Origin of the sequence: Pseudomonas akapageensis (assembly GCF_011355085.1) — a bacterium.
Classification (GTDB): Bacteria; Pseudomonadota; Gammaproteobacteria; order Pseudomonadales; family Pseudomonadaceae; genus Aquipseudomonas; species Aquipseudomonas akapageensis.
Map to the genome: position 1 here is coordinate 55,806 of NZ_VXCP01000056.1, position 24,791 is coordinate 80,596.

Sequence of the window (24,791 nt, forward strand, 5' to 3'; positions counted from 1 at the left end):
TCCATAAAGGCTGTGGACAGGGTGTCGGCAGCCTTTCGGATTAATTGAGTATTTTTTTTCGTTCCTTGAAGTCCATCACGAAATGATTGGGTTCATTTTGCGATCAATTGGCGCAACACATAGTGCAGGATGCCGCCTGACTTGAAGTACTCCACTTCATTGAGGGTATCGATCCGGCACAGGACCTCCACCTTATCCTGCGTGCCGTTTTCGCGGGTGATCTGCAAGGTCAGATTCATCCTCGGCTGAAGCGGGGCAGTCCCAAGCCCCAGGATGTCGAAGGTTTCCCGCCCGGTGAGGCTCAGTGACTTGCGGTTCTGGTCGAGCTTGAACTGCAGGGGCAGTACGCCCATACCCACCAGGTTGGAACGGTGGATGCGCTCGAAGCTTTCGGCGATCACCGCCTTGACCCCCAGCAGGTTGGTGCCCTTGGCGGCCCAGTCACGGCTGGAGCCGGTGCCGTATTCCTGCCCGGCGATGACCACCAGCGGCGTGCCGGCAGCCTGGTAGCGCATGGCGGCATCGTAGATCGGCATTTTTTCGCCCGTGGGGATGTACAGCGTGTTGCCGCCTTCTTCGCCGGCGAGCATTTCGTTGCGGATGCGGATATTGGCGAAGGTGCCGCGCATCATCACTTCATGGTTGCCCCGGCGCGAACCATAGGAGTTGAAGTCCCGAGGCTCCACGCCCTTGTCGCGCAGGTACTGCCCGGCGGGGCTGTCGGCCTTGATGTTGCCGGCCGGGGAGATGTGGTCGGTGGTCACCGAGTCGCCCAGCAACGCCAGGACCCGGGCACCCTTGATATCGGCGACCACAGGCGGTGGTCCGGCAATATCGTCGAAGAACGGTGGATGCTGGATATAGGTGGAGTCGTCCTGCCAGACATAGGTCGCCGCTTGCGGCACTTCGATCGCTTGCCATTGTGCGTCACCGGCAAAGACTTCGGCGTACTGCTTGTGGAACATGGCCGTGTCGACTTTGGTCACGGCGTCGGCGATCTCTTTCTGACTCGGCCAGATATCGCGCAGGAACACGGGCCGGCCATCCTTGCCCAGGCCCAGCGGTTCACTGCCGATATCGATGCGCACACTGCCGGCCAGTGCATAAGCGACCACCAGGGGAGGGGAAGCCAGCCAGTTGGTCTTCACCAGCGGATGGACCCGGCCTTCGAAGTTGCGGTTGCCGGAGAGCACCGAGGCCACGGTCAGGTCGGCCTGCACAATGGCTTTCTCGATGGGTTCGGCCAGGGGGCCGGAGTTGCCGATGCAGGTGGTGCAGCCATAGCCCACCAGGTCGAAACCCAGCGCGTCGAGGTACTGCGTCAGCCCCGCGGCCTCGTAGTAGTCCGTCACCACCTTGGAGCCCGGCGCCAGTGAGCTCTTGACCCAGGGTTTGCGTTGCAGGCCTTTCTCCACGGCTTTTTTCGCCACAAGCCCGGCGGCCATCATGACGCTGGGATTGGAGGTGTTGGTGCAGGAGGTAATGGCGGCGATCACCACGGCGCCGTCTCGCAGGCAATGGCTCTGGCCCTCGTGGCTGTATTCGGCTTCACCGGCAAGGTCCGGATTGCCCACCGCGACGCCACCGCCGCCTTCGCTTTCCAGGCGGCCCTCTTCCTTGCTGGTCGGCTTGAGGCGCAAACCGATGAAGTCACTGAAAGCCTGGGGCACGTTCGACAGGGCGACGCGGTCCTGGGGGCGTTTCGGGCCGGCGAGGCTGGCTTCGACCTCGCCCATGTCCAGGGCCAGCGTGTCGGTGAACACCGGTTCCTGGCCGGACAGGCGCCACAGTCCCTGCGCCTTGCAGTAGGCTTCGACCAGTTTCACGGTCGCGGTCGGACGACCGGACAACTGCAGGTACTCCAGGGTCACGTCATCGACCGGGAAGAAGCCGCAGGTCGCGCCGTATTCGGGCGCCATGTTGGCGATGGTGGCGCGGTCGGCCAAGGGCAGGTCAGCCAGGCCGTCCCCATAAAATTCGACGAATTTGCCGACCACACCCTTCTTGCGCAGCATTTGCGTGACGGTCAGCACCAGGTCGGTGGCGGTGATACCTTCGCGCAGTTTTCCGGTCAGCTTGAAGCCGATCACTTCCGGAATCAGCATCGACACCGGCTGCCCGAGCATCGCCGCTTCCGCTTCGATGCCGCCCACGCCCCAGCCGAGCACGCCCAGGCCGTTGATCATGGTGGTGTGCGAGTCGGTGCCGACCAGGGTGTCGGGAAAGGCGTAGGTTCGACCGTCCTCTTCTTTTGTCCACACGGTACGGCCCAGGTATTCGAGATTGACCTGGTGACAGATGCCGGTACCCGGTGGCACGACCCTGAAATTGTGGAACGCGTCCTGGCCCCAGCGCAGGAAGGCGTAGCGTTCGCCGTTGCGCTCCATCTCGATGTCGACGTTCTGGGCGAAGGCCTGATGGGTGGCGTATTTGTCGACCATCACCGAATGGTCGATGACCAGATCCACCGGCGATAACGGGTTGATGCGCTGCGGATCGCCGCCGGCATTGGCCATGGCGGCGCGCATGGCGGCCAGGTCGACCACCGCCGGCACCCCGGTGAAATCCTGCATCAGCACCCGGGCCGGGCGGTACTGGATCTCGCGGTCGCTGCGGCGTTTGTCCAGCCATTCGGCCAGGGCCTTGAGGTCGGCACCGGTGACGGTCTTGCCATCTTCCCAGCGCAGCAGGTTTTCCAGCAGGACTTTCAGCGACATGGGCAGGCGCTGCAAATCGCCGAGGGTGCCGGCAGCGTCGGTCAGGCTGAAATAGTGGTAGGTCTTGTCGTCGACCTGCAGGGTCTTGAGTGTTTTCAGGCTGTCGAGCGAAGGCATGAACAAACTCCTTTTGCGTCGAGGGTCCGCACGGTACGGACTTGACGGAACGGGCAGAACTATCAACCTAGCCTTGATTATGGGTTCTAGCCATTGACCGGACTGTGACAGCATGTCCCAGGTAGCGAACTTCCTTTATCATGCGCCGATTTCGGCCCCGTGCGTGCCGAGCCAGGGTCGTGGTCATCAATTGACCGCGACCGCCCAGGAGTGGTGAATGAATACCCTGTTTATGCATTGCCGGCCCGGCTTCGAAGGTGAAGTCTGTTCCGAAATCGCCGAGCATGCGGCGCGCTTGAACGTCGCCGGCTACGCCCGTGCCAAGCCGCAGACGGCCTGCGCCGAATTCATCTGCAACGATGCCGAAGGCCCCGAGCGGTTGATGCGCGAGTTGCGCTTTTCCCAGCTGATCTTTCCTCGGCAGTGGGCCCGTGGGGCGTTTATCGAGTTGCCGGAGACTGACCGGATCAGTGTACTGCTTGAGCACCTGGCGCAGTTTCCGACCTGTGGCAGCCTCTGGCTGGAAGTCATGGACACTAACGACGGCAAGGAGCTTTCGAACTTCTGTCGCAAGTTCGAGGCGCCGCTGCGCAAAGCCCTGACCGGTGCTGGCAAATTGCAGGATGACGCCAGCAAGCCTCGGTTGTTGCTGACCTTCAAAAGCGGGCGCGAAGTGTTCGTGGGCCTGGCCGCAGCCGATAATTCGGCCATGTGGCCCATGGGTATCCCCCGGCTCAAGTTCCCCCGGGAAGCACCGAGCCGTTCGACGCTGAAACTGGAAGAGGCCTGGCACCACTTTATCCCCCGTGATGAATGGGACGAGCGTCTGCATGGCGACATGACCGGTGTCGACCTGGGCGCTGCGCCCGGCGGCTGGACCTACCAACTGGTCAAGCGTGGCATGCTGGTCACCGCCATCGACAACGGCCCGATGGCCGAGAGCCTGATGGACACCGGCCTGGTACAGCATCTGATGGCCGATGGTTTCACCTACAAGCCCAAGCAGCCGGTGGACTGGATGGTGTGCGACATCGTCGAAAAACCGGCGCGCAATGCCGCCTTGCTGGAAACCTGGCTGGGTGAAGGCCTGTGCCGCGAGGCGGTGGTCAACCTGAAGTTGCCGATGAAACAGCGTTACGCGGAAGTGCGGCGGTTGCTCGATCGGATCGAAGAGGGCTTCAAGGCGCGCGGTATCAAGGTGGCGATCGGGTGCAAGCAGCTTTATCACGATCGTGAGGAAGTGACTTGTCATTTGCGGCGGTTGGATCTGAAACGGCGGTGAAGCCATCGCGGGGCAAGCCCGCTCCCACAGGGAATTTGTGACGCACACAAAACCTGTGGGAGCTGGCTTGCCAGCGATGAGGCCATTACTGACTACCGAGGTTTCCGACAGAGCAAGGTGACCAATCCGCCTCATTGCGCGACAATGCCCGCCAGCTACTGGAGTATTTTATGCCTGATCCAACCGAAGCCATGACCCACGACGCCGTTCTCGACGCCACAGGCCTCAATTGCCCTGAACCTGTGATGATGCTGCACCAGCACGTGCGCGACCTGCACGCCGGTGGCCTGCTCAAGGTGATCGCCACCGATCCGTCGACCCGTCGCGATATCCCCAAGTTCTGCGTGTTCCTCGGTCATGACCTGGTCGAACAGCAGGAAGATGCCGGCACCTACCTGTACTGGATCCGCAAAAAAGCCGATTAAGCGCGCCCGCCCTGAACAATCCGCTTGCGCGCACTGCGTGCCAGGCGGACCGAAAGCATCAGGGCCGCGCAGCTCAAGCCGACAATCAATCCCTGCCACAGGCCGCTCGGGCCGCTGGCGGCGTTGAACCAGTCGGTCAGGCCCAGGGCGTAGCCCACCGGCAGGCCGATGCCCCAGTAGGCGAACAGGGTCAGGACCATGGTCACCCGAGTGTCCTGGTACCCGCGCAAGGCGCCGGCGGCCGTCACCTGGATGGCGTCGGAGAACTGGAAAAGCGCCGAATAGACAATCAGCATCGAAGCAATCCGGATCACTGCCGTATCGGCGGTATAGATCGTGGCGATGTGTTCGCGTGCCAGCAACATCAGGCTCGCCGAGAGGCAGGCGTAGCCCAGCGCCGTGGCCATGCCGACGCCGGCGGCGAAACGCGCCTGGCGTGGCTCGTTGCGGCCCAGGGCCTGGCCGACCCGCACGGTCACTGCCATGCCCAGCGAATAGGGGATCATGAACACCAGTGAGCTGATGTTCAGGGCGATCTGGTGACCGGCGACCACCGTGGCCCCCAGGCTACCGATCAACAGGGCGATGACGCAGAAAATGCTCGATTCGGCGAACACGGCGATGCCGATTGGCAAGCCAATGCCCAGCAACCGTTTGATCGCCGCCCATTGCGGCCAGTCGAAGCGCCCGAACACCTGGCTGCTGCGATAGGCCGGTGCCCAGCTCACCCAGCCGGCCATGCCCAGGCACATCACCCACATGACAATGGCCGTGGCCCAGCCGCAGCCGACGCCACCCAGTGCCGGCATGCCGAAGTGCCCATAAATGAACACATAGTTCAGCGGAATATTGAGCAACAGGCCGCACAAGCCCAGCACCATGCTGGGTCGGGTCCGGCCCAGGCCGTCGCTGCAGCAGCGCAGTACGTGATACAGCGCCACCGACGGCAGACCGCAGGCGATGCCGCGCAGATAGCCCATGCAGGGTTCGATCAACTGCGGGTCGACTTTCATCAGATGCAGGATCGGTTCGGCATTGAACAACAGGACGCTGGCCCCGATCCCGACCGTGATCGCCAGCCACAGCGCCTGGCGCACCAGTGGGCCGATCTCGGCGTGTTCGCCTGCGCCGAAGCGCTGGGCGACCTTGGGCGTGGTGGCCAGCAGCGTGCCGGTCATCAGCAGGAACACCGGCACCCAGATGGAGTTGCCCAGCGCCACGGCGGCCAAGTCGCGCGGGCCGACGCGACCGGCCATGACCGCATCGACAAAGCCCATGGCAGTGGTCGCCAGTTGCGCAATGATGATGGGCGTGGCCAGCGTGAGCAGGCTGCGTAGCTCGGCGCGTACGCGAGCAGGGCGAGTCACGGGGGTGTCGGCAGTGTTGGCAGGTACGGAATTCACAAACGGGGCATCCACAAAAAAGGCGCGGAAAACCGCAGAGTCTACGCCTTGACGCAGGAGTCAGGAAACGTTGCTGTCAATGGATGTTACCGATGCGTGCGACGCTGCTGGATCAAGCCTGCCCGGAACGCCTACACTGCGGGCCTTGAAAGGAGCCTGCCATGCTGATTGTTGCCGACGAAAATATTCCGCTGCTCGATGCCTTCTTCGAAGGTTATGGTGAAATCCGCCGCTATACCGGCCGTTCGATCGACCGTGCCGCGGTGCAGGATGCCGATGTGCTGCTGGTGCGTTCAGTCACCCGGGTGGACCGTGCCTTGCTCGAAGGCAGTCGCATACGCTTTGTCGGCACCTGCACGATCGGCACCGACCATCTGGACCTGGACTACTTTGCCGAGGCGGGTATCCACTGGTCCAGCGCCCCGGGTTGCAACGCCCGAGGGGTGGTCGACTATGTGCTGGGCAGCCTGCTGACGCTTGCCGAACTCGAAGGCGTGGATCTGGCGCAACGCACCTACGGCGTCGTCGGGGCCGGGGAGGTAGGCGGGCGTCTGGTCAAGGTGCTGCGCGGGCTCGGCTGGAAGGTGCTGGTCTGCGATCCACCCCGGCAGGCGCGGGAGGGGGGCGATTACGTCAGTCTCGAGACCCTGCTGCAGGCATGTGACGTGATCAGCCTGCATACGCCCTTGAGCAAGGACGGTCCGCATCCGACCTGGCACCTGCTCGATGCCGACCGCCTGGCGCGGCTCAAACCCTGCACCTGGCTGATCAACGCCAGCCGTGGCCCGGTAGTGGACAACGCTGCCCTGCGTGAGCTGTTGCTGGAGCGCGTCGACCTGCAGGCGGTACTGGATGTGTGGGAGGGTGAACCGCAAGTCGATCTCGCCCTGGCCGAACTCTGCGTGCTGGCGACACCGCATATCGCCGGCTACAGCCTGGACGGCAGGCAGCGAGGCACGTCGCAGATTTATCAGGCGTTCTGCGCCTGGCGTGAAATACCCGAGACGCTGCAGTTGGCAGACCTGCTGCCAAAACCCTGGTTGGCACAGGTCAGCCTGCAGGCCGAAACCGACCCGGCCTGGGCACTGGCCATGCTCTGCCGGGGTGTTTACGACCCACGGTGCGACGATGCCGACTTCCGTCGCAGCCTCAGCGACGTGACCGCCGAGCAGCGCGCGGGCTTCGATGCCTTGCGCAAGCATTATCCGGCACGCCGCGAGATCGAAGGGCTGCGGGTGCATATCGAGGGGCAGTCGGGGGTGCTGGAGCAGCTGGTGGATGCGTTGGGGTGTGTGCGGGTCTGAAATCCTTGCGACCGCTACGCGCTCGAGCGCAGCAGCGGTGCACCGAGCCTCTCTCGTTCCCACGCTCCGCNNGTGCCAGACGCTCTGCGTCGTCCTGCACGATCGCAACGCAGAGCGTCGCTGGATGCATTCCCACGCAGAGCGTGGGAACGAGAACGGTAATAAAAACCCGGCACTTAAGCCGGGTTGAATGAATTCTGCGGAACTTCAACGCTTCTTCGCGGGTTTGACCACGCAGTTTTCCAGTTGCTTGCAGGCTTCCTGGATCATGTCCCTGGTGATCGGAATCTCGCGACCCTGGGCATCGATGATCGAGCCGCACTCCGCTTTCTGCGGCGGTGCTTTCTTTTCCTGGGATGTACTGTTTTGCAAGCCCATGTCCTGTCTCCTCTTCAGGTTCAAGCTCAGACTACTGCCACCAGGTGACCACTGTGTGACAAGTCCATCAGTGCATGGCGGCTGATCCAGTCCAACAGAAATGGCTGCAAACTTCCAGCGCGCGTTTAGACCGAAACCCTCTAGCGTCTATTGATCATAGTCATAGAGCTTGGCGTGGCAGCGTCGGTCGGGTGTAGGCTGGCGTTTCAGGATTACACGGACGATCTCATGATCTCACTGCTTTCTGTCAGGCAACGGCGTGCCATCGAGTTGACTCTGGGCTTTCTCAAGCCCTATCGCTGGCAAGTGGCGGGCGCCTTGCTGGCGCTGGTGGCGACAGCAGCGATTACCTTGTCGATGGGGCAGGGTATTCGGCTGTTGGTCGATCAGGGTTTCATGACCCAGTCAGCGCAGTTGCTCAACCAGTCGATCGGGCTGTTCCTGCTCCTGGTGCTGGCCCTGGCGGTGGGGACCTTCACGCGTTTCTACCTGGTGTCGTGGATTGGCGAGCGCTGCGTCGCCGATATCCGCAAGCAGGTGTTCGATCACCTGATCTACCTGCATCCGGGCTTCTACGAGAGCAACCGCAGTTCCGAGATCCAGTCGCGGCTGACCGCCGACACCACGCTGTTGCAGTCGGTCATCGGCTCATCCCTGTCGCTGTTCCTGCGCAATGTGCTGATGGTGATCGGCGGGATCGTGCTGTTGTTCGTCACTAACCCGAAGCTCACCAGTATCGTGGTGCTGGCCTTGCCGTTGGTGCTGGCGCCGATTCTGATATTCGGTCGGCGGGTACGGGCATTGTCACGGCAGAGCCAGGACCGCATTGCCGATGTCGGCAGCTATGTGGCCGAAGCCCTCGGGCAAATCAAGACGGTACAGGCCTACAACCATCAGCCCAGTGACCAGCAACGATTTGGCCATACAGTCGAACAGGCCTTCATGACGGCGCGCAAGCGCATAGTCCAGCGCGCCTGGCTGATTACCCTGGTGATCGTGCTGGTGCTCGGTGCTGTCGGGGTGATGCTCTGGGTCGGCGGCATGGATGTGATTGCCGGGCGCATTACCGCCGGTGAGTTGGCGGCGTTCGTGTTCTATAGCCTGATCGTCGGCAGTGCCTTCGGTACCGTCAGCGAAGTGATCGGCGAATTGCAGCGGGCGGCCGGCGCGGCGGAGCGAATCGCCGAACTGCTGCAGGCCAAAAGCGAGATCGTGGCACCGAAGGACGGCTTGGTGCACTTGCCAGCCCGGGTCAGTGGTCGCCTGCAATTGCAGGATGTGCTGTTTGCCTATCCCTCGCGCCCAACCCAGCCCGCCATCAATGGTCTGAGCCTGACCGTCGAGGCGGGGGAAACCCTGGCACTGGTGGGGCCATCGGGAGCCGGCAAGTCGACGGTCTTCGACCTGTTGTTGCGCTTCTACGACCCGCAACAGGGCCGCATCCTGATCGATGGGCAGGCGCTGGTGCAGCTCGATCCGCAGGCGTTGCGCAGGCAATTCGCCTGGGTGTCACAGAACCCTGCATTGTTCTTTGGCACGGTCGAGGAGAACATCCGTTTCGGCCAGGCTCAGGTCAGTCGCGAGCAAATCGAAGCGGCGGCGCGAATCGCCCACGCCCATGAGTTCATCCTGCAATTGCCCCAGGGCTACCAGACCCACCTGGGCGACGCCGGGGCCGGGTTGTCCGGTGGCCAGCGTCAGCGCCTGGCCATTGCCCGGGCACTATTGGTCGATGCACCGATCCTGTTGCTGGACGAGGCGACCAGTGCTTTGGATGCCCAGAGTGAACATTTGATTCAGCAGGCATTGCCCAGTTTGATGGCGGGGCGTACGACTCTGGTGATCGCACATCGCCTGGCGACGGTGCAGAACGCTGACCGGATCGCCGTGATCGATCAAGGAAAACTGGTGGCGGTGGGGACGCATCGGCAATTGATTGCCGAGAGTGCGCTGTATGCGCGGTTGGCGGCGTTGCAGTTCAATACTGGCGAAGCAGCGCCCCGGCTGCGGGGCGTCGCCGATTTCAACACCGATTAACGGTATTCACACAGGTAAGCTGTCGCCACTGCCACTTTCAGCTGGAATTTGCTGTTGGCCGGTACCTTGAACTGGCTGCCGGCTTCGAAGGTTTCCCAGTCGCTGCTGTCAGGCAGTTTCACGGTCAGGGCGCCCGAAACCACGTGCATGATTTCAAGCTGGGCGGTACCGAATTCGTATTCGCCCGGGGCCATAACGCCGATGGTGGCCGGACCTTCCTTATTTTCGAAAGCAATGGACTTGACGGTGCCGTCGAAGTACTCGTTGACTTTAAACATGGGCGATTCCTCGAAAAGGGCTAAAAAGGGCTGGCCAGTATGCCCAAGCGCCATACCCTAGTCATCCGCTTTTGGCGATTCGCACAGACCCTGTGCCGGTAGTGTCAGCGGGAGCAGCCGGGCGGTATTGCGCGCATCTTCGAGCGCCCGATGCTGTTGCCCGGAAAATTGCAGGCCCGCCAGTTGCAGGGCGCCGTTCAGGCCCAGTGGTCGCTGGAGCTTGCGGGCCTTGGCGAAGCGTTGCTTGAGGTTGATGTGAGGAATATCGGCCAGAATGCTCTTGATCCCGAGTTGCTGCCATTCCAGCAGGAATTGCTGGCGGTCGTAGTCGCCCCAGCTGACCCAGGCTTGCAGGTGTGTCTGGTGATGGCTCAACCAGCGTTCGAATTGCGGCCAGATCTCGGTCAGCGGGGCTGCCGTATCGACATTGGCTTGCTCGATGTGCGTCAGCTCGCGGCAGAAGGGTGTCAGTTGCGGCCGACGCAGAGGGCGGACGAAACGCTGAAAGTGATCCACTTCACGGCCGGCGCGGTTGACCAGGCTGGCACCGATTTCAATGATTTCCATTTCCGCGACCGGCCAGCCACCTTCATCGGTAGTGGCTTCCAGGTCGATCACTAACCAATGCGCCATGGCGGGCTCCCGTTGAATGCTTGGTTAGAGGACTGGTTGGTGACACGACCTAGAGCGTAGTCAAAACCGACATTTTTCGGTATCCCCGAGAGCAGGATCCCTCATTCTGCTCCCGAGTGCCCTCAAACGCTTGCCTGGCGGGCTTCGTCAGCATAAATTGCCCGCCCGGCGGGCATGTTTCGCGGGCGCACAGCCGCTGATGGACTGGCATTGAAGGAGAGCGGTATGGACGAACAACACGCCTTGCAAGTGATGCGCGAACTGGTCGATCAAGGGCAATTGACCGACCCGGACAGTGCTCGCGGTAAATTGCTGCAAACCGCAGCCCACCTGTTTCGCAATAAAGGCTTCGAGCGCACCACCGTCCGCGACCTGGCCAGTGCGGTGGGCATCCAGTCGGGCAGCATTTTTCATCACTTCAAGAGCAAGGATGAAATCCTCTGCTCGGTAATGGAACAGACGCTTGTCTACAACACCGCACTGATGCGCGCATCGCTGGCAGGTGCCGACAATGTTCGCGAACGCTTGCTGGCGCTGATCCGTTGCGAGTTGCAATCGATCATGGGCGGTACCGGCGAAGCCATGGCAGTGCTGGTCTTCGAATGGCGCTCCCTGTCGCCGCAAGGACAGGCGCAGGTATTGGCCTTGCGCAATATCTATGAGCAGATGTGGCTCGAAGTGTTGGCTGAGGCCAGAACCGCCGGCCTCATCAAGGGCAATATTTCGCTTACACGCCGCTTTCTCACCGGCGCTCTGTCCTGGACCACGACCTGGTATCGACCCCAGGGCAGCCTGAGCCTGGATCAGATCGCCGAGCAGGCGATGTTGTTATTGCTCAAGGATGGCTGAACAGGCGGCGTGGGCGCGGTTGTGCAACGGTTTGAAAACACCTAGCTTGGTTGGATCCATCCAGATGCGTGGAGCGTAGTCTTGATTCTTGTGTCCAAACTGGCGGCCTTGCGAGCGATAACCGGGGTGCTCGTCGCGTTTTTTTCGCTGTCGGTTGCGGCTCAGCAAGTGGTCAGGATCGGTGCTGCGCATTTTCCACCCTATACGGTTCGTCCCGAACAGGGCGGCGATACTGGCCTGTTGTCGCAATTGATCGCGGCGCTCAACCAGGTGCAAGGCGATTACCGCTTCGTGATGGTGCCCACTTCGATCCCTCGGCGTTTTCGCGATTTCCAGGAAGGGCGCATCGACATGGCAATCTTCGAAAATCCCGATTGGGGCTGGAGGGCCATCGACCACGTGGAGGTCGACCTGGGCCTGGAGGATGCCGAAATTTTCGTTGCCCGCAACACAGAGGGTCGCCAGCAGGATTATTTTGCCACCCTGCAAGACAAGCGCCTGGCCCTGTTCAGTGGTTATCACTACGCCTTTGCCGGTTTCAATGCCGACCCCAAATACCTGGCGGAGCACTACAACAGCACGCTGACCTATTCCCATGACAGCAACTTGCTGATGGTGCAACGAGGTCGCGCCGATATCGCGCTGGTGACGCGTTCCTACCTGAGTGATTACCTGATTCGCAATCCAGGCAGCGCCGGCCAGTTCCTGGCTTCGGAGCGGGTCGACCAGGTGTACCACCACTACGCCCTGTTGCGACCCGGGGCGCCGATCAGTGGCGGCGAGTTGAATGCATTGCTGCAGCGAGTGCGAGGCAACGGCGACATGCTGAGGATTTTCCAGCCGTACCGGATTACGGTGAAGGCCCCGGGGCAATAGGCGTTCACGAGAACTCCTCGTTCCCACGCGGAGCGTGGGATCGAGGGGGAGGAGAGGGTTACCGAGGTCCCAGTATTTCCCCAAGCATCTCTGGGTTCGGTGCGCCCTGTTGCTGCTGCAACTCCCCATCCTTGTCCATGTAGAAGATCGCCGGCGTCGCCGATAGCCCGAGTTCTTCCATCAGCGCCATGTTGCCATCGAGCTTGGCCTGGATGGCGGCGGGGATCTTGTCCAGCGCTTTCAGGTTACTGGCCTTGCCTGCCTTTTCATGATTGTTCAGCGCTTGTTCGGGGTTTTTGGCGGCGAGCAGGGCGGCGGATTTGGCCGGGCTGTCTTCACGAATGATGCCAACCATGATGTGCCGCAACTGCACCTTGCCGGAGTCCACCCATGGCCGGGCCTGTTCCCAGAACAGGTTGCAGTACGGGCAGTTGGGATCGCTGAACAGGTAGACAGTGCGGGTCGCGCTGGACTTGCCGTCGGCGATCCAGCTGGTTTTCTCCATCTTGGCCCAGACCTCCTTGGCCATGGGGGCGTAGACCAGCTTCTGCAGCGGCTCCCGGCTCAGGTCCTTGCCCTGGGCATCGAACAGGCTGCCCACCAGCACATGTTTGCCGTCGGCGGTCAGGTAGAGGGACATGCCGCGGTTCTGGTATTGCGCGGCGTAGCCTCGCAAGCCATCCGGAGCATCGAAGCTGCCGACAATGCGCGCGCCCTTGCTCTCGATCATCTTGATGGCTTCGGGCAGTTCTTCGGCCTGCAGCAGCGGTGCTTGCAGGATGGCAAGGCCAAGCGCGAGGGTGATGGGTAGTTTCATTGCGCACTCCTGGCGGAAACGGGGGAGGTGGCTGGAATCGTCCGGCCAAAGGATTCAAGCGCGCGAGCCAGGCTTGCGCGGGAAAGTTCGCCCAGGTGGCTGCCGATAAGGCGTCCCTGGGCATCGTAGAACAATGTGGTCGGCAAGGCCGACGAGCCGACCTGTTGCGCCAGCCGACCGCTGCCATCGAACAGCACGTGGGAGAGCCCCAGGCCTGCGGTAGCGAGAAAGGTGGTCACGGTGCCAGGGGACTCGCCCTGGTTGACGAACAGGAAGACCACGTCATCGCGTTCATTCTGCGCCTGTTGCAGCACCGGCATTTCCCGGCGGCACGGTGGGCACCAGGTGGCCCACAGGTTGATCACCAGCGGGCGCCCCTCATAGTCGGTCAGCTGTACCGATTGTCCGGCGGCGTTGTACAGCGCGATGTCAGGAATGCGCGTGCCACGCTCGTAAAGCTGGCTGGCCAATGTGCCAAGAAGCCAGAACAGCAGGCCGCTGGCCAGGCCGATAGAGAGCGGGCGGCGCAGGGAGGGTCGCCGGCGATACTGCCAGAACGCCCCCAGGATCAACGCCAGTACGCCGGCCCAGGCCAGGAAGCCACTGTCGCGGATATCGATGATTTGCAGCAGATCATCGCGGTACTGTGGCCAGTATTGGATAACGAAGCCCAGGCGAGCACACAGCATCCCGAACATGAACAGCGTAAACAGGGTTGATTCGGGGTTGTCGCCGCCGCGTTTGGCCACGCGCCAGCCCACCAGCGTGGCCAGGCCCAACGCACCGAGCAGCAGCACATGATCCAGGGCCAGGGCAACGGGCCCGATACTCACGGTCAACATCAGCCTTGGGTCCTCGTTGCGGTCCAGTGCTGGACAAAGGTTCGGGCATCGACTTCACCGGTCACTCGCTGGCTGCGGCGCTCATTGCCATCAGGGCCGATCCACAACAGGCTGGGTGGGCCGGGTACCTGGTAGCGCTCGAGCAACTGGCGACTGTCGATGCCGTCCGCGGTGACGTCCAGGCGCAGCAATCGTACGCCCTCCAGTGCTGCCAGTACCTGATCCCTGGAGAAGACCTGCTTTTCCATGATCTTGCAGGACACGCACCAATCGGCATAGTAGTCCAGAAGTACCCATTGTCCCCGGGCCTTGGCGTCGTCGAGCTCGCGCTGCAGATCCCGGGGGTTCTTGATTGTCAGGAAGGCATCATCGGGCAGCGCCACGGCGTTGGCCGACGCGCCGAACACCTGCAGAGGGCGCCAGGGATCAGTGGCGCCACCGGCAGCACCGACAACCATCAGCCCGCCCCAGAGCCCCAGGACGATGGCCAGCGGCTGCAACCACAGCGTACGCGGCAGGCGCGACCAGATGGCGTGGGCCAGGCTGGCCAGCAACGCGCCGCACAGGCCGAGCCACAGTGCCGGTTCCAGCACTGTGCGCAGCATGTACAGCGCCATGCCGAGGAACACGAAGCCGAACAGGCCCTTGACCAGATTCATCCAGGCACCGGGCCTGGGCAGGTAGCGGTTGCCCAGCGTCACCAGCAGCAACAGCGGCAACCCCATGCCCAGGCCCATGCCGAACAGGATCAGGCCGCCGTGGACAGCATTGCCGGTTTGCGCGATATAGAGCAGCGCACCGGCCAGCGGCGCGGTCATGCAGGGCCCTACCAACAGACCCGAGAGGACACCCAGCAACGCGGCGCCCATCAGGCTGCCGCCGCGTTGCCGGCGGCCGGCAACCTCGAGACGGTCGCGAACGAAGGCCGGCAATTGCAGTTCGAACACACCGAACATCGGCAAGGCCAGCAATACGAACAACGCCGCCAGCGTGCCCAGGAGCCAGGGTTGCTGCAACATTGCCTGCAGGTTGCCACCCAGCAGCGCCGCGGTCACCCCGAGGCAGGCATAGACCAGGGCCATGCTCACCACATAGCAACCGGCCAGGGCCCAGCCGCGCCGGCTGCTGGCGCCGTTACCCAGGACCAGACCGGCGAGTATCGGCAGCATCGGCAGCGAGCAGGGCGTGAAGGCCAGCAACAGGCCCAGGCCAAAAAAGATCAGCAGGCCCCAGCCCAGCGAGCCTTGTTGCAGGGTATTGGCCAGCGACAGGTCGGCAGCCTGGACGCTGCTGGCTGCCGTAGCACCGAGCGTGATGTCGGCATTTTGCGGTGGGTAACACAGGCCGGCATCGGCGCAACCTTGCCAGCCAATCCTGACCGGTGCGCTGGCGCCTGCGGGAATCAGCAGCTCGAGTTCGCCCCGGTAGACTTCGCCATGGCCGAAGAACTCGTCGCTATGAGCCTCGCCGGCAGGCAAGGGCGGATGAAGTGGGGCGGGCAGCCCATCGAACTTCAAGCGTTGCTGGTACAGGTAGTAGCCATCGGCAATGCGCCAGTGCAGGCGCGTCTGGCCCGAAGCCAATGACTGCGAGGTGAACTCGAAGGCTTTGCCGACCGGCAGGAAATCCGGGCGGGCTGGAGGACTGTCGAAGGGGTTGCCGAAAGGCTGTGCCTGGGCCAACCCGGCGAACAGCAACATGAAAGCAAGAAATAAACCGCGCATGACGACGCCTTGGCTATGCAATGACGTGCAAGAGTGCGCAGCGCCGATTAACCGAATGTTAATCGATGAAACAGGTTCGGCGACCGGTGTACGAGACGATCCGCCCCATGGGAGGCATAATCCCCGGTTAATCCTGTTCTGGCCTGATGGGCCTTTTTTATGACCGAGCCCGACCATGCACGTATTGCTCTGCGAGGATGACGACCTGATTGCCAGCGGGATCGTCGCCGGCCTGACCGCCCAGGGGTTGACCGTCGACCGGGTCGCTACCGCCAGCGCTGCCCAGGCCATGCTCCGAGCGGCGCAGTTCGATGTGATGGTGCTCGATCTCGGCCTGCCGGACGAAGATGGCCTCAAGCTCCTGCAGCGCCTGCGTCAGCAGGGAGAGGTTCTGCCCGTGCTGATTCTTACCGCGCGCGACACCGTCACAGACCGCGTCGACGGCCTGCAATCGGGCGCCGACGACTATCTGCTCAAGCCTTTCGACCTGCGCGAACTCAGCGCCCGCTTGCATACCCTGTTGCGGCGCGTGGCCGGGCGGGCCGTGAATGTGATCGAACATGGTCCTCTGAGCTACGACCCGAGCAGCCGCGAAACCTTGCTCGGCGGCCAGCCCATCGACTTGTCGCGCCGCGAACAGGCGCTGTTGCAGGCACTGTTGCACAACCGTGGGCGGGTGCTTTCCAGCGAACAGCTCAAAGACAGCGTCTATGGTTTTGGCGATGAAGTTGAAAGCAACGCCTTGAATGTGCACATCCACCACCTGCGCCGCAAATTGGGCAACGGCATCGTCGAAACCGTGCGCGGGATTGGCTATCGCCTCGGCAGCGCCGAGTTGCCGGACGGGGTGCGTCGATGAGCCTGCGTCTGCGCTTGAGCCTGATCCTGGGTACCGCCTTCGTGGTGATCTGGGCGCTGGCGGCGGCCTGGATGCTGCGTGATTTGCGCAACCAGATGATGTTCTCCCTGGACCAGCGCCTGGTGGCATCGGCGCGCATGGTTGCCGGTCTGATCGACCAGCTTCCCCAGCCGTTGGCGAGCAAGGGGGAGGGGACGCACTTGAGCGCCGATCAATTGAGCATCCCCGATGGCATGGCCTGCCAGGTCAGTTCGTTGCGCGGCGAAGTGCTGGCGCGCAGTCATCACACCGGCGACCAGGCCCTGGATGACCAGCGCGGCGGCTTCCATGATCAAATCATCGAGGGGGACCACTGGCGCAGCTTCACCCTGGCCCGCGGCGACGTGCGTATCACCACGGCCGACCGCACCCGCGAGCGTGAAGCGCTCAATCGCTCCATCCTGCTGGCTGCTTCGGCACCGGTGCTGGTGGCGTTGCTGGGCAGCCTGGGGTTGCTGTGGCTCGGAGTCGGCAAGGGCCTGGCGCCGCTCAATCGCATGCGCGATGCCTTGAGGCGGCGCAGCCCCGACTCGCTGGAACCCCTGCAAGTCAGGGCGCTGCCCAGTGAGCTGCAGCCGTTGCTGGAAACCCAGAACCAGCTGTTCCTGCGTATCGGCCGGACGATCGAGCGCGAGCGTCGGCTGACCGGTGATGCGGCCCATGAGCTGCGCAGTCCGCTGACCGCGATCAAGACCCATCTGCAAGTCGCGCGCATGACCGAGGGCGATGCCCGTGAACAGGCGCTGGCCCATGCCGAGGAGGGCGCTGACCGCCTGCACCGCACGCTCGAGCAATTGCTGCTGCTGGCGCGGGTCGAGGGCAGCCTGTCGTTCGATGACGGCGTGGCGTGCAGCGCCGGGCAAGTGGCGCGCCTGGCCATTCAGGATGCCAGTCATGGCGACAGTCGGCGGATCGAGTTGCGCCTGCCCGAAGGCGGCTCCGACGCTCGCCTGGATATGCCGGCCACGCTTGCCGTGGCGGCGCTGCGTAACTTGCTGGACAACGCCCTGCGTCATACCGCAGGTGATGCCCGGGTTGAACTTGAGCTGGAGGTTAGCGGTGATCACGCCTGTTTCGAGGTGCGTGACCATGGGCCGGGAATTGCTCCGCAAGACCTGCAACACCTGACCCAGCGCTTCTGGCGTAACGGCCAGAATGCCGGTTGCGGACTGGGCCTGGCAATCGTCCAGGCCATTGTCCAGCGTTGCGGCTGTTCACTGCATTTCGACAGTCGGGCCGATGGATTGCGGGTACGCTTGCAGATGCCACTGCGCGCAATGGCGCAGCAGAAAATGTAGCTATGCTTGTGAAATGGCTTTTTGCTTTCGACTTGATTTATTCGTATTTACCAACAAGTATTGTTACAGACCCTTTTTTGGCGAGGTGATGCTGAATAGCCTGCAGTAATAAAACGGGCGTTGTACAGGTCAGGGAATGCCTACCACCTTTACTGCCTTGGTCATCGATGATGCCAAATAAAAAAATGCGTATTCTCATCGCCGACGAGCATCATGTTCAATTGATGCAGATTGAAAAGATGCTCAACCAATTGGGCTACTACCGCATTGCGCCGGTGCAGACCTTCGAGGAACTGCTGGCTATCACCCAGAGCGCCCTGGATCCCTTCCATCTATTGGTCGCCAACACCGACCTTGCCACCCATGCCGGGGTGGACCTGAAGAGGTTCTGTGGTGAGTGCCCGCAAATACAGCACGCCTTGCTCTACGAAACCCAGTACGTGGTAGTGCCTGCCGTTCCGGCCAGTCAGCGCAAGGCAGTGAGCGTATGCCTGCCGCGCCTGCCGGATACCGAAGCCTTGCATACCTTCATGGATATCATCGATTCGCCGGTCGTCATCGGCCAGCTGGAGTCGCCTGAAAGCCGTGCGCGTGTACATGCAAAAAGACGAATCACGCGGGTGGAGACGGTGTTCACGCGGCATTGAACCGCACATTGAGGGGTGTCGGGCGAGCCAGTGCACACCCGAGCTGATCGAGGACGCCGGGTGCGACCATCCATCGGTCGCACCCGGCGTGGTTCGGCTTACATGTTCGGGTAAGTCGGACCGCCGGAGCCTTCCGGCGCTACCCAGGTGATGTTCTGCGAAGGGTCCTTGATGTCACAGGTCTTGCAGTGCACGCAGTTCTGGGCGTTGATCTGGAAGCGTTTGTTGCCGTCTTCCTGAGTGACCACCTCGTACACACCCGCCGGGCAGTAGCGCTGGGCCGGCTCGTCGTACAGCGGCAGGTTGGTGCCAATCGGAATGTTCGCATCGGCCAGCTTCAGGTGGCAGGGTTGTTCCTCTTCATGGTTGGTGCTGGAGAGGAAAACCGAGCTGAGCTTGTCGAAGCTGAGCTTGCCGTCGGGTTTCGGGTAGTCGATCTTTTTCGAGTCGGCCGCCAGCTTCAGGCAGGCGTAGTCCGGCTTGGTGTCGTGCAGGGTGAACGGCAGTTTGCCGCCGAAGATGTTCTGGTCGATCCAGTTGAAACCACCACCGACGAGGGCGCCGAACTTGTGGATCGCCGGGCCGAAGTTGCGGCTGGCGAACAATTCTTCATAGAGCCAGCTGGCCTTGAACGCATCGACGTAGCTGTTGAGTTCGTCGGCACCTTCGGAGCCGGCGAACAGGGCGTCGGCCACCGCATCGGCGGCGAGCATGCCGGATTTCATGGCAGTGTGGCTGCCCTTGATCTTGGCGAAGTTCAGGGTGCCCAGGTCGCAACCGATCAGCGCGCCGCCCTTGAAGACCATTTTCGGCAGCGAGTTCAGGCCGCCCTTGCAGATGGCGCGGGCACCGTAGCTGATGCGCTTGCCGCCTTCGAGGTACTGCTTGAACACCGGGTGGTGCTTGAGGCGCTGGAACTCGTCGAACGGCGACAGGTAAGCGTTGCTGTAGGACAGGTCGACGATCAGGCCAGCCACGACCTGGTTGTTTTCCAGGTGATAGAGGAACGAGCCACCGGTGTTTTCGGTGCCGACGATGTCCAGCGGCCAGCCGGCGGTGTGGACCACCAGGCCTTGCTGGTGCTTGGCCGGGTCGACTTCCCAGATTTCCTTGAGGCCGATACCGTAGTGCTGGGCATCGGCGTCGCTGTCCAGGTTGAAGCGCTTGATCAGTTGCTTGCCGATATGGCCACGGCAGCCTTCGGCGAACAGGGTGTATTTGCCGCGCAGTTCCATGCCTGGGGTGTACAGGCCTTCCTTGGGGTGACCTTCGCGGTCGACGCCCAGGTCACCGGTAATGATCCCGCGGACCACGCCGTTTTCGTCGAACAGGGCTTCCTGGGCGGCGAAGCCCGGGTAGATTTCCACGCCCAGGTTCTCGGCCTGCTGGGCCAGCCAGCGGCACAGGTTACCCAGGGAGATGATGTAGTTGCCTTCGTTGTGCATGGTCTTGGGCACGAAGAAGTCAGGCACCTTGGTGGCGCTGTCGGCATTCTTGAGCACATAGATGTCGTCGCGCTTGACGGGGGTGTTCAGCGGCGCGCCGAGTTCTTTCCAGTCCGGGAACAGTTCGTTCAGGGCGCGGGGTTCGAAGACCGCACCGGAGAGGATGTGAGCACCGACTTCGGAGCCTTTCTCGACCACGCAGACGCTGATTTCTTTACCGGCTTCGGCGGCCTTCTGCTTCAGGCGGCATGCGGCGGACAAGCCAGCGGGGCCTGCGCCGACGATGACCACGTCGAATTCCATGTATTCGCGTTCCACAGGTTCTCTCCTACTCAAGGCTCATCAGTTTTTTCTAATTGGCTGGTTTGCTGTGTCAGCTTGGGTGCTGTAGCGTCGGCGATGACGAACTACACAGCTTTATCTTTGGCCGCGCATTATATCTATACCACTTGCCGGGTCCAATACAAACGTTTGTTTGAATTTGCCGCAGCCCAGTAAAATCAAAGTAGCGCGGCTGATGGATGGCTATTTTGCCGTATTGACCGGATTCGGTGTTGCGGTCAAGATACGGTCGGTTTTGCGCTCGCCGTAGGCTGATCGTCGGATCCAGGTGCACCTCTAAAAACTGGCGTAAAGGCAGGCTGTAAAGCCCAAGCCCGACTTGTAGTGAAGTTTACACGTCACGACAACGATTGACTCGCCGGTTTTGCCCGAAATGGTCGAATAAAGACCAATGAGTCAGGGAAAATCAGCGACCTCGCGATCGTTTTTAGAGGTGCCCTTGTGCCCACGCGTAATCGCCGGGTCCGCCCAGGCGACATTCTTTTCACCGGAGAGTAACGAGGAATCCATGAAGGTTCTTGTAGCTGTCAAACGAGTGGTCGACTATAACGTCAAGGTTCGCGTCAAAGCGGACAACTCCGGCGTCGACCTTGCCAACGTTAAAATGTCCATGAACCCCTTCTGCGAGATCGCGGTGGAAGAGGCCGTGCGTCTGAAAGAGAAAGGCGTTGCGACCGAAATCGTCGTCGTCAGCGTCGGCCCGAGCACTGCCCAGGAACAACTGCGCACGGCCCTGGCCCTGGGTGCTGATCGCGCCATTCTCGTCGAAGCCGCCGATGACCTGAGCTCCCTGGCCGTGGCCAAGCTGCTCAAGGCTGTTGTCGACAAGGAACAGCCTCAGCTGGTGATCCTTGGCAAACAAGCCATCGACAGCGACAACAACCAGACCGGCCAGATGCTGGCTGCGCTGAGCGGTTACGCTCAGGGTACTTTCGCCTCGAAAGTGGAAATCGCCGGCGACAAGGTCAACGTGACCCGCGAAGTCGACGGCGGCCTGCAGACCGTTTCCCTGGCTCTGCCTGCCATCGTCACCACCGACCTGCGCCTGAACGAGCCACGCTACGCTTCCTTGCCCAACATCATGAAGGCCAAGAAGAAGCCACTGGAAACCGTGACTCCTGAAGCACTGGGCGTTTCCACCGCCTCCACCAACAAGACCCTGAAAGTCGAAGCGCCGGCTGCTCGCAGCGCAGGCATCAAGGTCAAGTCGGTAGCGGAACTGGTCGAGAAACTGAAAAACGAAGCGAAGGTAATCTAAATGACTATCCTGGTTATCGCTGAACACGAAAATGGTGCAGTTGCCCCGGCAACCCTGAACACCGTTGCTGCAGCCGCGAAAATCGGTGGCGACATTCACGTGCTGGTGGCCGGTGCCGGTGTTGGCGCTGTGGCCGAAGCCGCTGCAAAAATTGCTGGCGTTGCCAAGGTACTGGTTGCCGATAACGCAGCCTATGCCCACCAACTGCCGGAAAACGTGGCTCCACTGGTAGCTGGCCTGGGCGCTGCCTACAGCCACATCCTGGCTCCGGCGACCTCCAACGGCAAAAACATCCTGCCACGCGTTGCCGCGCAGCTGGACGTTGACCAGATCTCCGAGATCATCGCCGTTGAATCGGCCGACACCTTCAAGCGCCCGATCTATGCCGGTAACGCCATTGCCACTGTGCAATCGAGCGCTGCGGTCAAGGTCATCACCGTTCGTGCCACCGGCTTCGACGCCGTTGCCGCAGAAGGTGGTTCGGCTGCCGTTGAGCAGGTTGCTGCTGCCCACGACGCGGGCAAATCGTCCTTCGTCGGCGAAGAGCTGGCCAAGTCCGACCGTCCTGAGCTGACCGCTGCCAAGATCGTCGTTTCCGGCGGCCGTGGCATGCAGAACGGCGACAACTTCAAGCACCTGTACGCCCTGGCCGACAAGCTGGGCGCTGCCGTCGGCGCTTCGCGCGCTGCGGTCGACGCAGGTTTCGTACCGAACGACATGCAGGTCGGTCAGACCGGCAAGATCGTTGCGCCACAGCTGTACATCGCCGTCGGTATCTCCGGCGCGATCCAGCACCTGGCCGGCATGAAAGACTCCAAGGTGATCGTTGCGATCAACAAGGATGAAGAAGCGCCGATCTTCCAGGTGGCCGACTACGGCCTGGTGGCTGACCTGTTCGAAGCCATCCCTGAGCTGGAGAAGCTGGTTTAATCCAGCGTCTTCACATATAAAGAGCCCGATCATTTCGGGCTGTGAAAGTGCGGCAGTGATCTGCCGCATTTTCGACAGCCCGGAGTCATCGGGCTTTTTTATTGGTCTGTGCTGCAAGGGAATTTTGCATGGGAAGGCTTGGCCGGATGAAGGCTGTATTGTTGCTCGGCGTTGCCTTGGTGCCGTCGCTGGCATTGGCGGTGGGCAAGTGCGAGCGCCTGGTCGCTACCGGTAATCCGGATACGCCGCCGTATCTGTGGCGAGACCCCCAGGACCCCAAGCATTTGATTGGCGCCAGTGCTGACCTGCTTGCACAGGTCGCCGGCGAGCTTGGCCTGAAGATCGAAGTGCTCTACGGCGGCAAGGCAGGAGAAGCGCTGGAAGAAGTGCGTAGCGGACGCATGGATCTGCAGGTGGGCATGCCGCTGGAAAACGGCCAGCTGGAATCGCTGGATTTCATTCATCCGGCGCTGTTGCACAATGACTACCTGGTCTGGACCCGGCACGACTCGACCCTGGTCTACAACACGCTGGCCGACCTGCACGGGCACCCGGGTGCCGTGTCGCAAAAATCCCGTTTGACCCCTGAATTCGAGGCCGTGGCCAAAGGCAGTTTGAATCTGGTGCCTGTCGATAATCTGACCCAGGGCTTTCAGAAGCTTTTGCTCGGTCAGGTCGACTATGTGCTGGCCGGCCGCTACACGGGCGCCGCTCTGGCGCAGTCGCTGGGCATGAGCAATGACCTGGTGGCACGCGGGCTGCCGCTCGATCGTCCTGGCCTGTACCTGGCGCTGTCGCACAACTCTGCCTGCAATGATCCCTGGTTGCGCGGACAGCTGGCAAAAAAAATGACAGAATTGCCCGCGTCCGGGCTGACCGAGGCCGTGTTGCAGCGCAATGTCGAGCGTTGGCAAGCGCAAGTGCAGCAACCGACTGGCGCCCCTAAACAGTAGGAATAACTTTTGAGAATTCAATCCCTTTGCGCCGCCCTGGCGATCCTGGCCCTGGCCGGATGTGCCGCAGATCCGGCGCCGACCGAGCAGTTTCGCCTGACCGAACAGGCACTCGAGCAGGCCAAGGCGGTCGGTGCCACCGATGACGTGCCGGAATTGAAACTGGCCGAACAAAAGTTCACCCGTGCGCAAGGCAGCATGGCTGACCAGTCCTTCAAGAATGCTCGCATGCGGGCCGAGCAGGCCGAGCTCGATGCGCGCCTGGCCGAAGCGCGCGTCCTGACGCAGAAGAGCCAGGAGCAGTTGACGGCGCTCGATGCCCGGATCATTCGCCTGCGCAAGCAGTTGGGGGAAGTGCAGTGAGTGTGTTCAAAAAGCTGGGCGGTGGGTTGCTGGTGCTGGGTTGTGCCGGGTTGTTCGGCTGCGCCAGCCAGGGCAGTGAATCGGCATTGCAGCAGGCGAACTCAAGCTTTCAGTCGGTCAAGGATGATTCCAATGTGCTGCGCAACGCACCCAGGGATGTGATTCGTGCCGGTGAGTCCCTGGCGCGGGCCGATCGGCTGTCGAACTATTGGGGCAGTGGCGCGGACGTGCGGCATTACGCCTACCTCAGTCAGCGCTACAGTGAGATCGCTCGCGAGCACAGCAATGAGGCCATGAATCAAGAGCGCCTGGCCAAGCTTGAGCTGGAGCGTCAGCGTTTGCAGTTGGCACTGCGTGAGGCGAAGTTGCTGAGCGTGCAGCAGCAGGGCAAGTGGCTGGAAGAACAGATTGTCAGCCTGGCGACCACCGAGACCGATCGTGGTCTGGTGATGACCCTGGGGGATGTGTTGTTCGATACCGGCGAGGCGGACCTGAAGAGTTCGGCTAACCGGACGGTGCTCAAGCTGGTGCAGTTTCTTCAGCTGAACCCCAAGCGGGTGGTGCGTATCGAAGGCTATACCGACAGTACGGGGGCTCGGCAGGATAACCTGCAGTTGTCCCGCGCTCGTGCACAGGCGGTGGCTGACGTGTTGATCGATCTCGGGATCGATGAGAAGCGGATACAGGTCGAGGGGTATGGCGACGAGTATCCGGTCGAGGCCAATGCGTCCGAGCGTGGCCGGGCGAAGAATCGCCGGGTGGAAATTGTTTTCTCCGATGAGAAGGGGCGGCTTGGCGCGGCTCGCTGAATTCTGACCTGCCTCATTCACCTCGTTCCCACGCTCTGCGTGGGAATGCCCCTCTCAGGGACGCTTCCGCGTCCCGACCTCCGAATTGGCGACATTGGCGCAGAGCGCCGCCCGATGCATTCCCACGCAGAGCGTGGGAACGAGCCTCCAAGCACAGTTTCGGCTT

Annotated in this window: 23 protein-coding genes; 14 read left to right on the forward strand and 9 right to left on the reverse strand. The window is 61.8% G+C overall.

What is annotated here, in order from left to right:
* Positions 1-92: 92 nt before the first annotated feature.
* Positions 93-2,834, reverse strand: coding sequence for an aconitate hydratase AcnA (acnA, locus tag F2S13_RS27035; protein ID WP_166366722.1), 2,742 nt, complete (start codon positions 2,832-2,834; stop codon positions 93-95).
* 217 nt (positions 2,835-3,051) lie between these two features.
* Between acnA and rlmM the strand changes: the two genes are divergently transcribed.
* Together rlmM and tusA are read left to right on the forward strand one after the other, a co-directional pair.
* Positions 3,052-4,116, forward strand: a complete 1,065-nt coding sequence (rlmM, locus tag F2S13_RS27040) for a 23S rRNA (cytidine(2498)-2'-O)-methyltransferase RlmM (RefSeq protein ID WP_166366724.1) — start codon at positions 3,052-3,054, stop codon at positions 4,114-4,116.
* Between the two features lie 191 nt (positions 4,117-4,307).
* Entirely contained in the window at positions 4,308-4,541 is a 234-nt protein-coding gene (gene tusA, locus F2S13_RS27045) for a sulfurtransferase TusA (protein ID WP_166366826.1), read from the forward strand.
* On the opposite strand, the gene F2S13_RS27050 is transcribed toward tusA, so the two are convergent.
* Entirely contained in the window at positions 4,538-5,944 is a 1,407-nt protein-coding gene (locus F2S13_RS27050) for an MATE family efflux transporter (RefSeq protein WP_166366726.1), read from the reverse strand. The genes tusA and F2S13_RS27050 overlap by 4 nt on opposite strands.
* 161 nt (positions 5,945-6,105) lie before the next feature.
* Between F2S13_RS27050 and pdxB the strand changes: the two genes are divergently transcribed.
* Positions 6,106-7,248, forward strand: coding sequence for a 4-phosphoerythronate dehydrogenase PdxB (pdxB, locus tag F2S13_RS27055; RefSeq protein WP_166366728.1), 1,143 nt, complete (start codon positions 6,106-6,108; stop codon positions 7,246-7,248).
* Between the two features lie 207 nt (positions 7,249-7,455).
* Here the strand turns inward: pdxB and F2S13_RS27060 are convergent, their stop codons facing one another.
* Positions 7,456-7,626 carry a PA1571 family protein gene (locus tag F2S13_RS27060; RefSeq protein WP_166366730.1) on the reverse strand — a complete coding sequence of 57 codons (171 nt, stop codon included), beginning with the start codon at positions 7,624-7,626 and terminating at the stop codon, positions 7,456-7,458.
* Positions 7,627-7,854: 228 nt separating this feature from the next.
* On the opposite strand from F2S13_RS27060, the gene F2S13_RS27065 reads away from it, so the two are divergent.
* Positions 7,855-9,663 (forward strand): ABC transporter transmembrane domain-containing protein, encoded by a 1,809-nt coding sequence (locus F2S13_RS27065; RefSeq protein WP_166366732.1) that lies wholly within the window; start codon positions 7,855-7,857, stop codon positions 9,661-9,663.
* Here the strand turns inward: F2S13_RS27065 and ppnP are convergent.
* Entirely contained in the window at positions 9,660-9,941 is a 282-nt protein-coding gene (gene ppnP, locus F2S13_RS27070) for a pyrimidine/purine nucleoside phosphorylase (RefSeq protein WP_166366734.1), read from the reverse strand. The genes F2S13_RS27065 and ppnP overlap by 4 nt on opposite strands.
* Positions 9,942-9,998: 57 nt before the next feature.
* Entirely contained in the window at positions 9,999-10,574 is a 576-nt protein-coding gene (locus tag F2S13_RS27075; RefSeq protein WP_166366736.1) for a 3'-5' exonuclease, read from the reverse strand.
* A gap of 225 nt (positions 10,575-10,799) precedes the next feature.
* Between F2S13_RS27075 and F2S13_RS27080 the strand changes: the two genes are divergently transcribed.
* Together F2S13_RS27080 and F2S13_RS27085 are read left to right on the forward strand one after the other, a co-directional pair.
* A complete protein-coding gene (locus F2S13_RS27080; protein WP_218584108.1) occupies positions 10,800-11,423 on the forward strand; it encodes a TetR/AcrR family transcriptional regulator in 624 nt (207 codons plus the stop codon).
* Between the two features lie 108 nt (positions 11,424-11,531).
* Positions 11,532-12,299 carry a substrate-binding periplasmic protein gene (locus tag F2S13_RS27085; protein WP_425500253.1) on the forward strand — a complete coding sequence of 256 codons (768 nt, stop codon included), beginning with the start codon at positions 11,532-11,534 and terminating at the stop codon, positions 12,297-12,299.
* A gap of 58 nt (positions 12,300-12,357) precedes the next feature.
* Here the strand turns inward: F2S13_RS27085 and dsbG are convergent, their stop codons facing one another.
* From dsbG to dsbD, 3 genes are read right to left on the reverse strand one after another with little or no spacing between them, the layout of a single operon-like run.
* On the reverse strand, positions 12,358-13,116 hold the full coding sequence (gene dsbG / locus F2S13_RS27090; protein ID WP_166366738.1) for a thiol:disulfide interchange protein DsbG: 759 nt from the start codon (positions 13,114-13,116) through the stop codon (positions 12,358-12,360).
* On the reverse strand, positions 13,113-13,958 hold the full coding sequence (locus tag F2S13_RS27095; RefSeq protein WP_166366740.1) for a TlpA disulfide reductase family protein: 846 nt from the start codon (positions 13,956-13,958) through the stop codon (positions 13,113-13,115). Before F2S13_RS27095 ends, dsbG begins: the two co-directional genes overlap by 4 nt.
* Complete coding sequence (gene dsbD, locus F2S13_RS27100; RefSeq protein ID WP_166366742.1) at positions 13,958-15,682, reverse strand: protein-disulfide reductase DsbD; 1,725 nt, start codon at positions 15,680-15,682, stop codon at positions 13,958-13,960. The genes F2S13_RS27095 and dsbD overlap by 1 nt, the downstream gene beginning before the upstream one ends.
* A 175-nt stretch (positions 15,683-15,857) precedes the next feature.
* Here dsbD and F2S13_RS27105 point away from each other — a divergent pair, with 175 nt between their 5' ends.
* The 3 genes from F2S13_RS27105 to F2S13_RS27115 all read left to right on the forward strand — a co-directional run bounded on the left by F2S13_RS27105 (position 15,858) and on the right by F2S13_RS27115 (position 18,525).
* Positions 15,858-16,541 carry a response regulator gene (locus F2S13_RS27105; RefSeq protein WP_166366744.1) on the forward strand — a complete coding sequence of 228 codons (684 nt, stop codon included), beginning with the start codon at positions 15,858-15,860 and terminating at the stop codon, positions 16,539-16,541.
* Entirely contained in the window at positions 16,538-17,878 is a 1,341-nt protein-coding gene (locus F2S13_RS27110; RefSeq protein WP_166366746.1) for an ATP-binding protein, read from the forward strand. Before F2S13_RS27105 ends, F2S13_RS27110 begins: the two co-directional genes overlap by 4 nt.
* A 170-nt stretch (positions 17,879-18,048) precedes the next feature.
* A complete protein-coding gene (locus tag F2S13_RS27115; protein WP_166366748.1) occupies positions 18,049-18,525 on the forward strand; it encodes a histidine kinase in 477 nt (158 codons plus the stop codon).
* A gap of 98 nt (positions 18,526-18,623) precedes the next feature.
* On the opposite strand, the gene F2S13_RS27120 is transcribed toward F2S13_RS27115, so the two are convergent.
* The gene (locus F2S13_RS27120) at positions 18,624-20,288 is read right to left on the reverse strand and encodes a 4Fe-4S dicluster domain-containing protein (RefSeq protein WP_166366750.1); all 1,665 of its coding nucleotides are present in this window, start codon (positions 20,286-20,288) and stop codon (positions 18,624-18,626) included.
* A gap of 532 nt (positions 20,289-20,820) precedes the next feature.
* Between F2S13_RS27120 and F2S13_RS27125 the strand changes: the two genes are divergently transcribed.
* From F2S13_RS27125 to F2S13_RS27145, 5 genes are all read left to right on the forward strand, one after another.
* A complete protein-coding gene (locus tag F2S13_RS27125) occupies positions 20,821-21,570 on the forward strand; it encodes an electron transfer flavoprotein subunit beta/FixA family protein (protein ID WP_166366752.1) in 750 nt (249 codons plus the stop codon).
* Entirely contained in the window at positions 21,571-22,500 is a 930-nt protein-coding gene (locus F2S13_RS27130; protein WP_166366754.1) for an electron transfer flavoprotein subunit alpha/FixB family protein, read from the forward strand. It abuts the gene before it with no gap.
* A gap of 146 nt (positions 22,501-22,646) precedes the next feature.
* The gene (locus F2S13_RS27135) at positions 22,647-23,453 is read left to right on the forward strand and encodes a substrate-binding periplasmic protein (protein ID WP_246238016.1); all 807 of its coding nucleotides are present in this window, start codon (positions 22,647-22,649) and stop codon (positions 23,451-23,453) included.
* A gap of 9 nt (positions 23,454-23,462) precedes the next feature.
* Positions 23,463-23,816, forward strand: a complete 354-nt coding sequence (locus tag F2S13_RS27140; RefSeq protein WP_166366758.1) for a DUF4398 domain-containing protein — start codon at positions 23,463-23,465, stop codon at positions 23,814-23,816.
* Positions 23,813-24,625, forward strand: a complete 813-nt coding sequence (locus F2S13_RS27145; RefSeq protein ID WP_166366760.1) for an OmpA family protein — start codon at positions 23,813-23,815, stop codon at positions 24,623-24,625. The genes F2S13_RS27140 and F2S13_RS27145 overlap by 4 nt, the downstream gene beginning before the upstream one ends.
* Positions 24,626-24,791 lie beyond the last annotated feature (166 nt).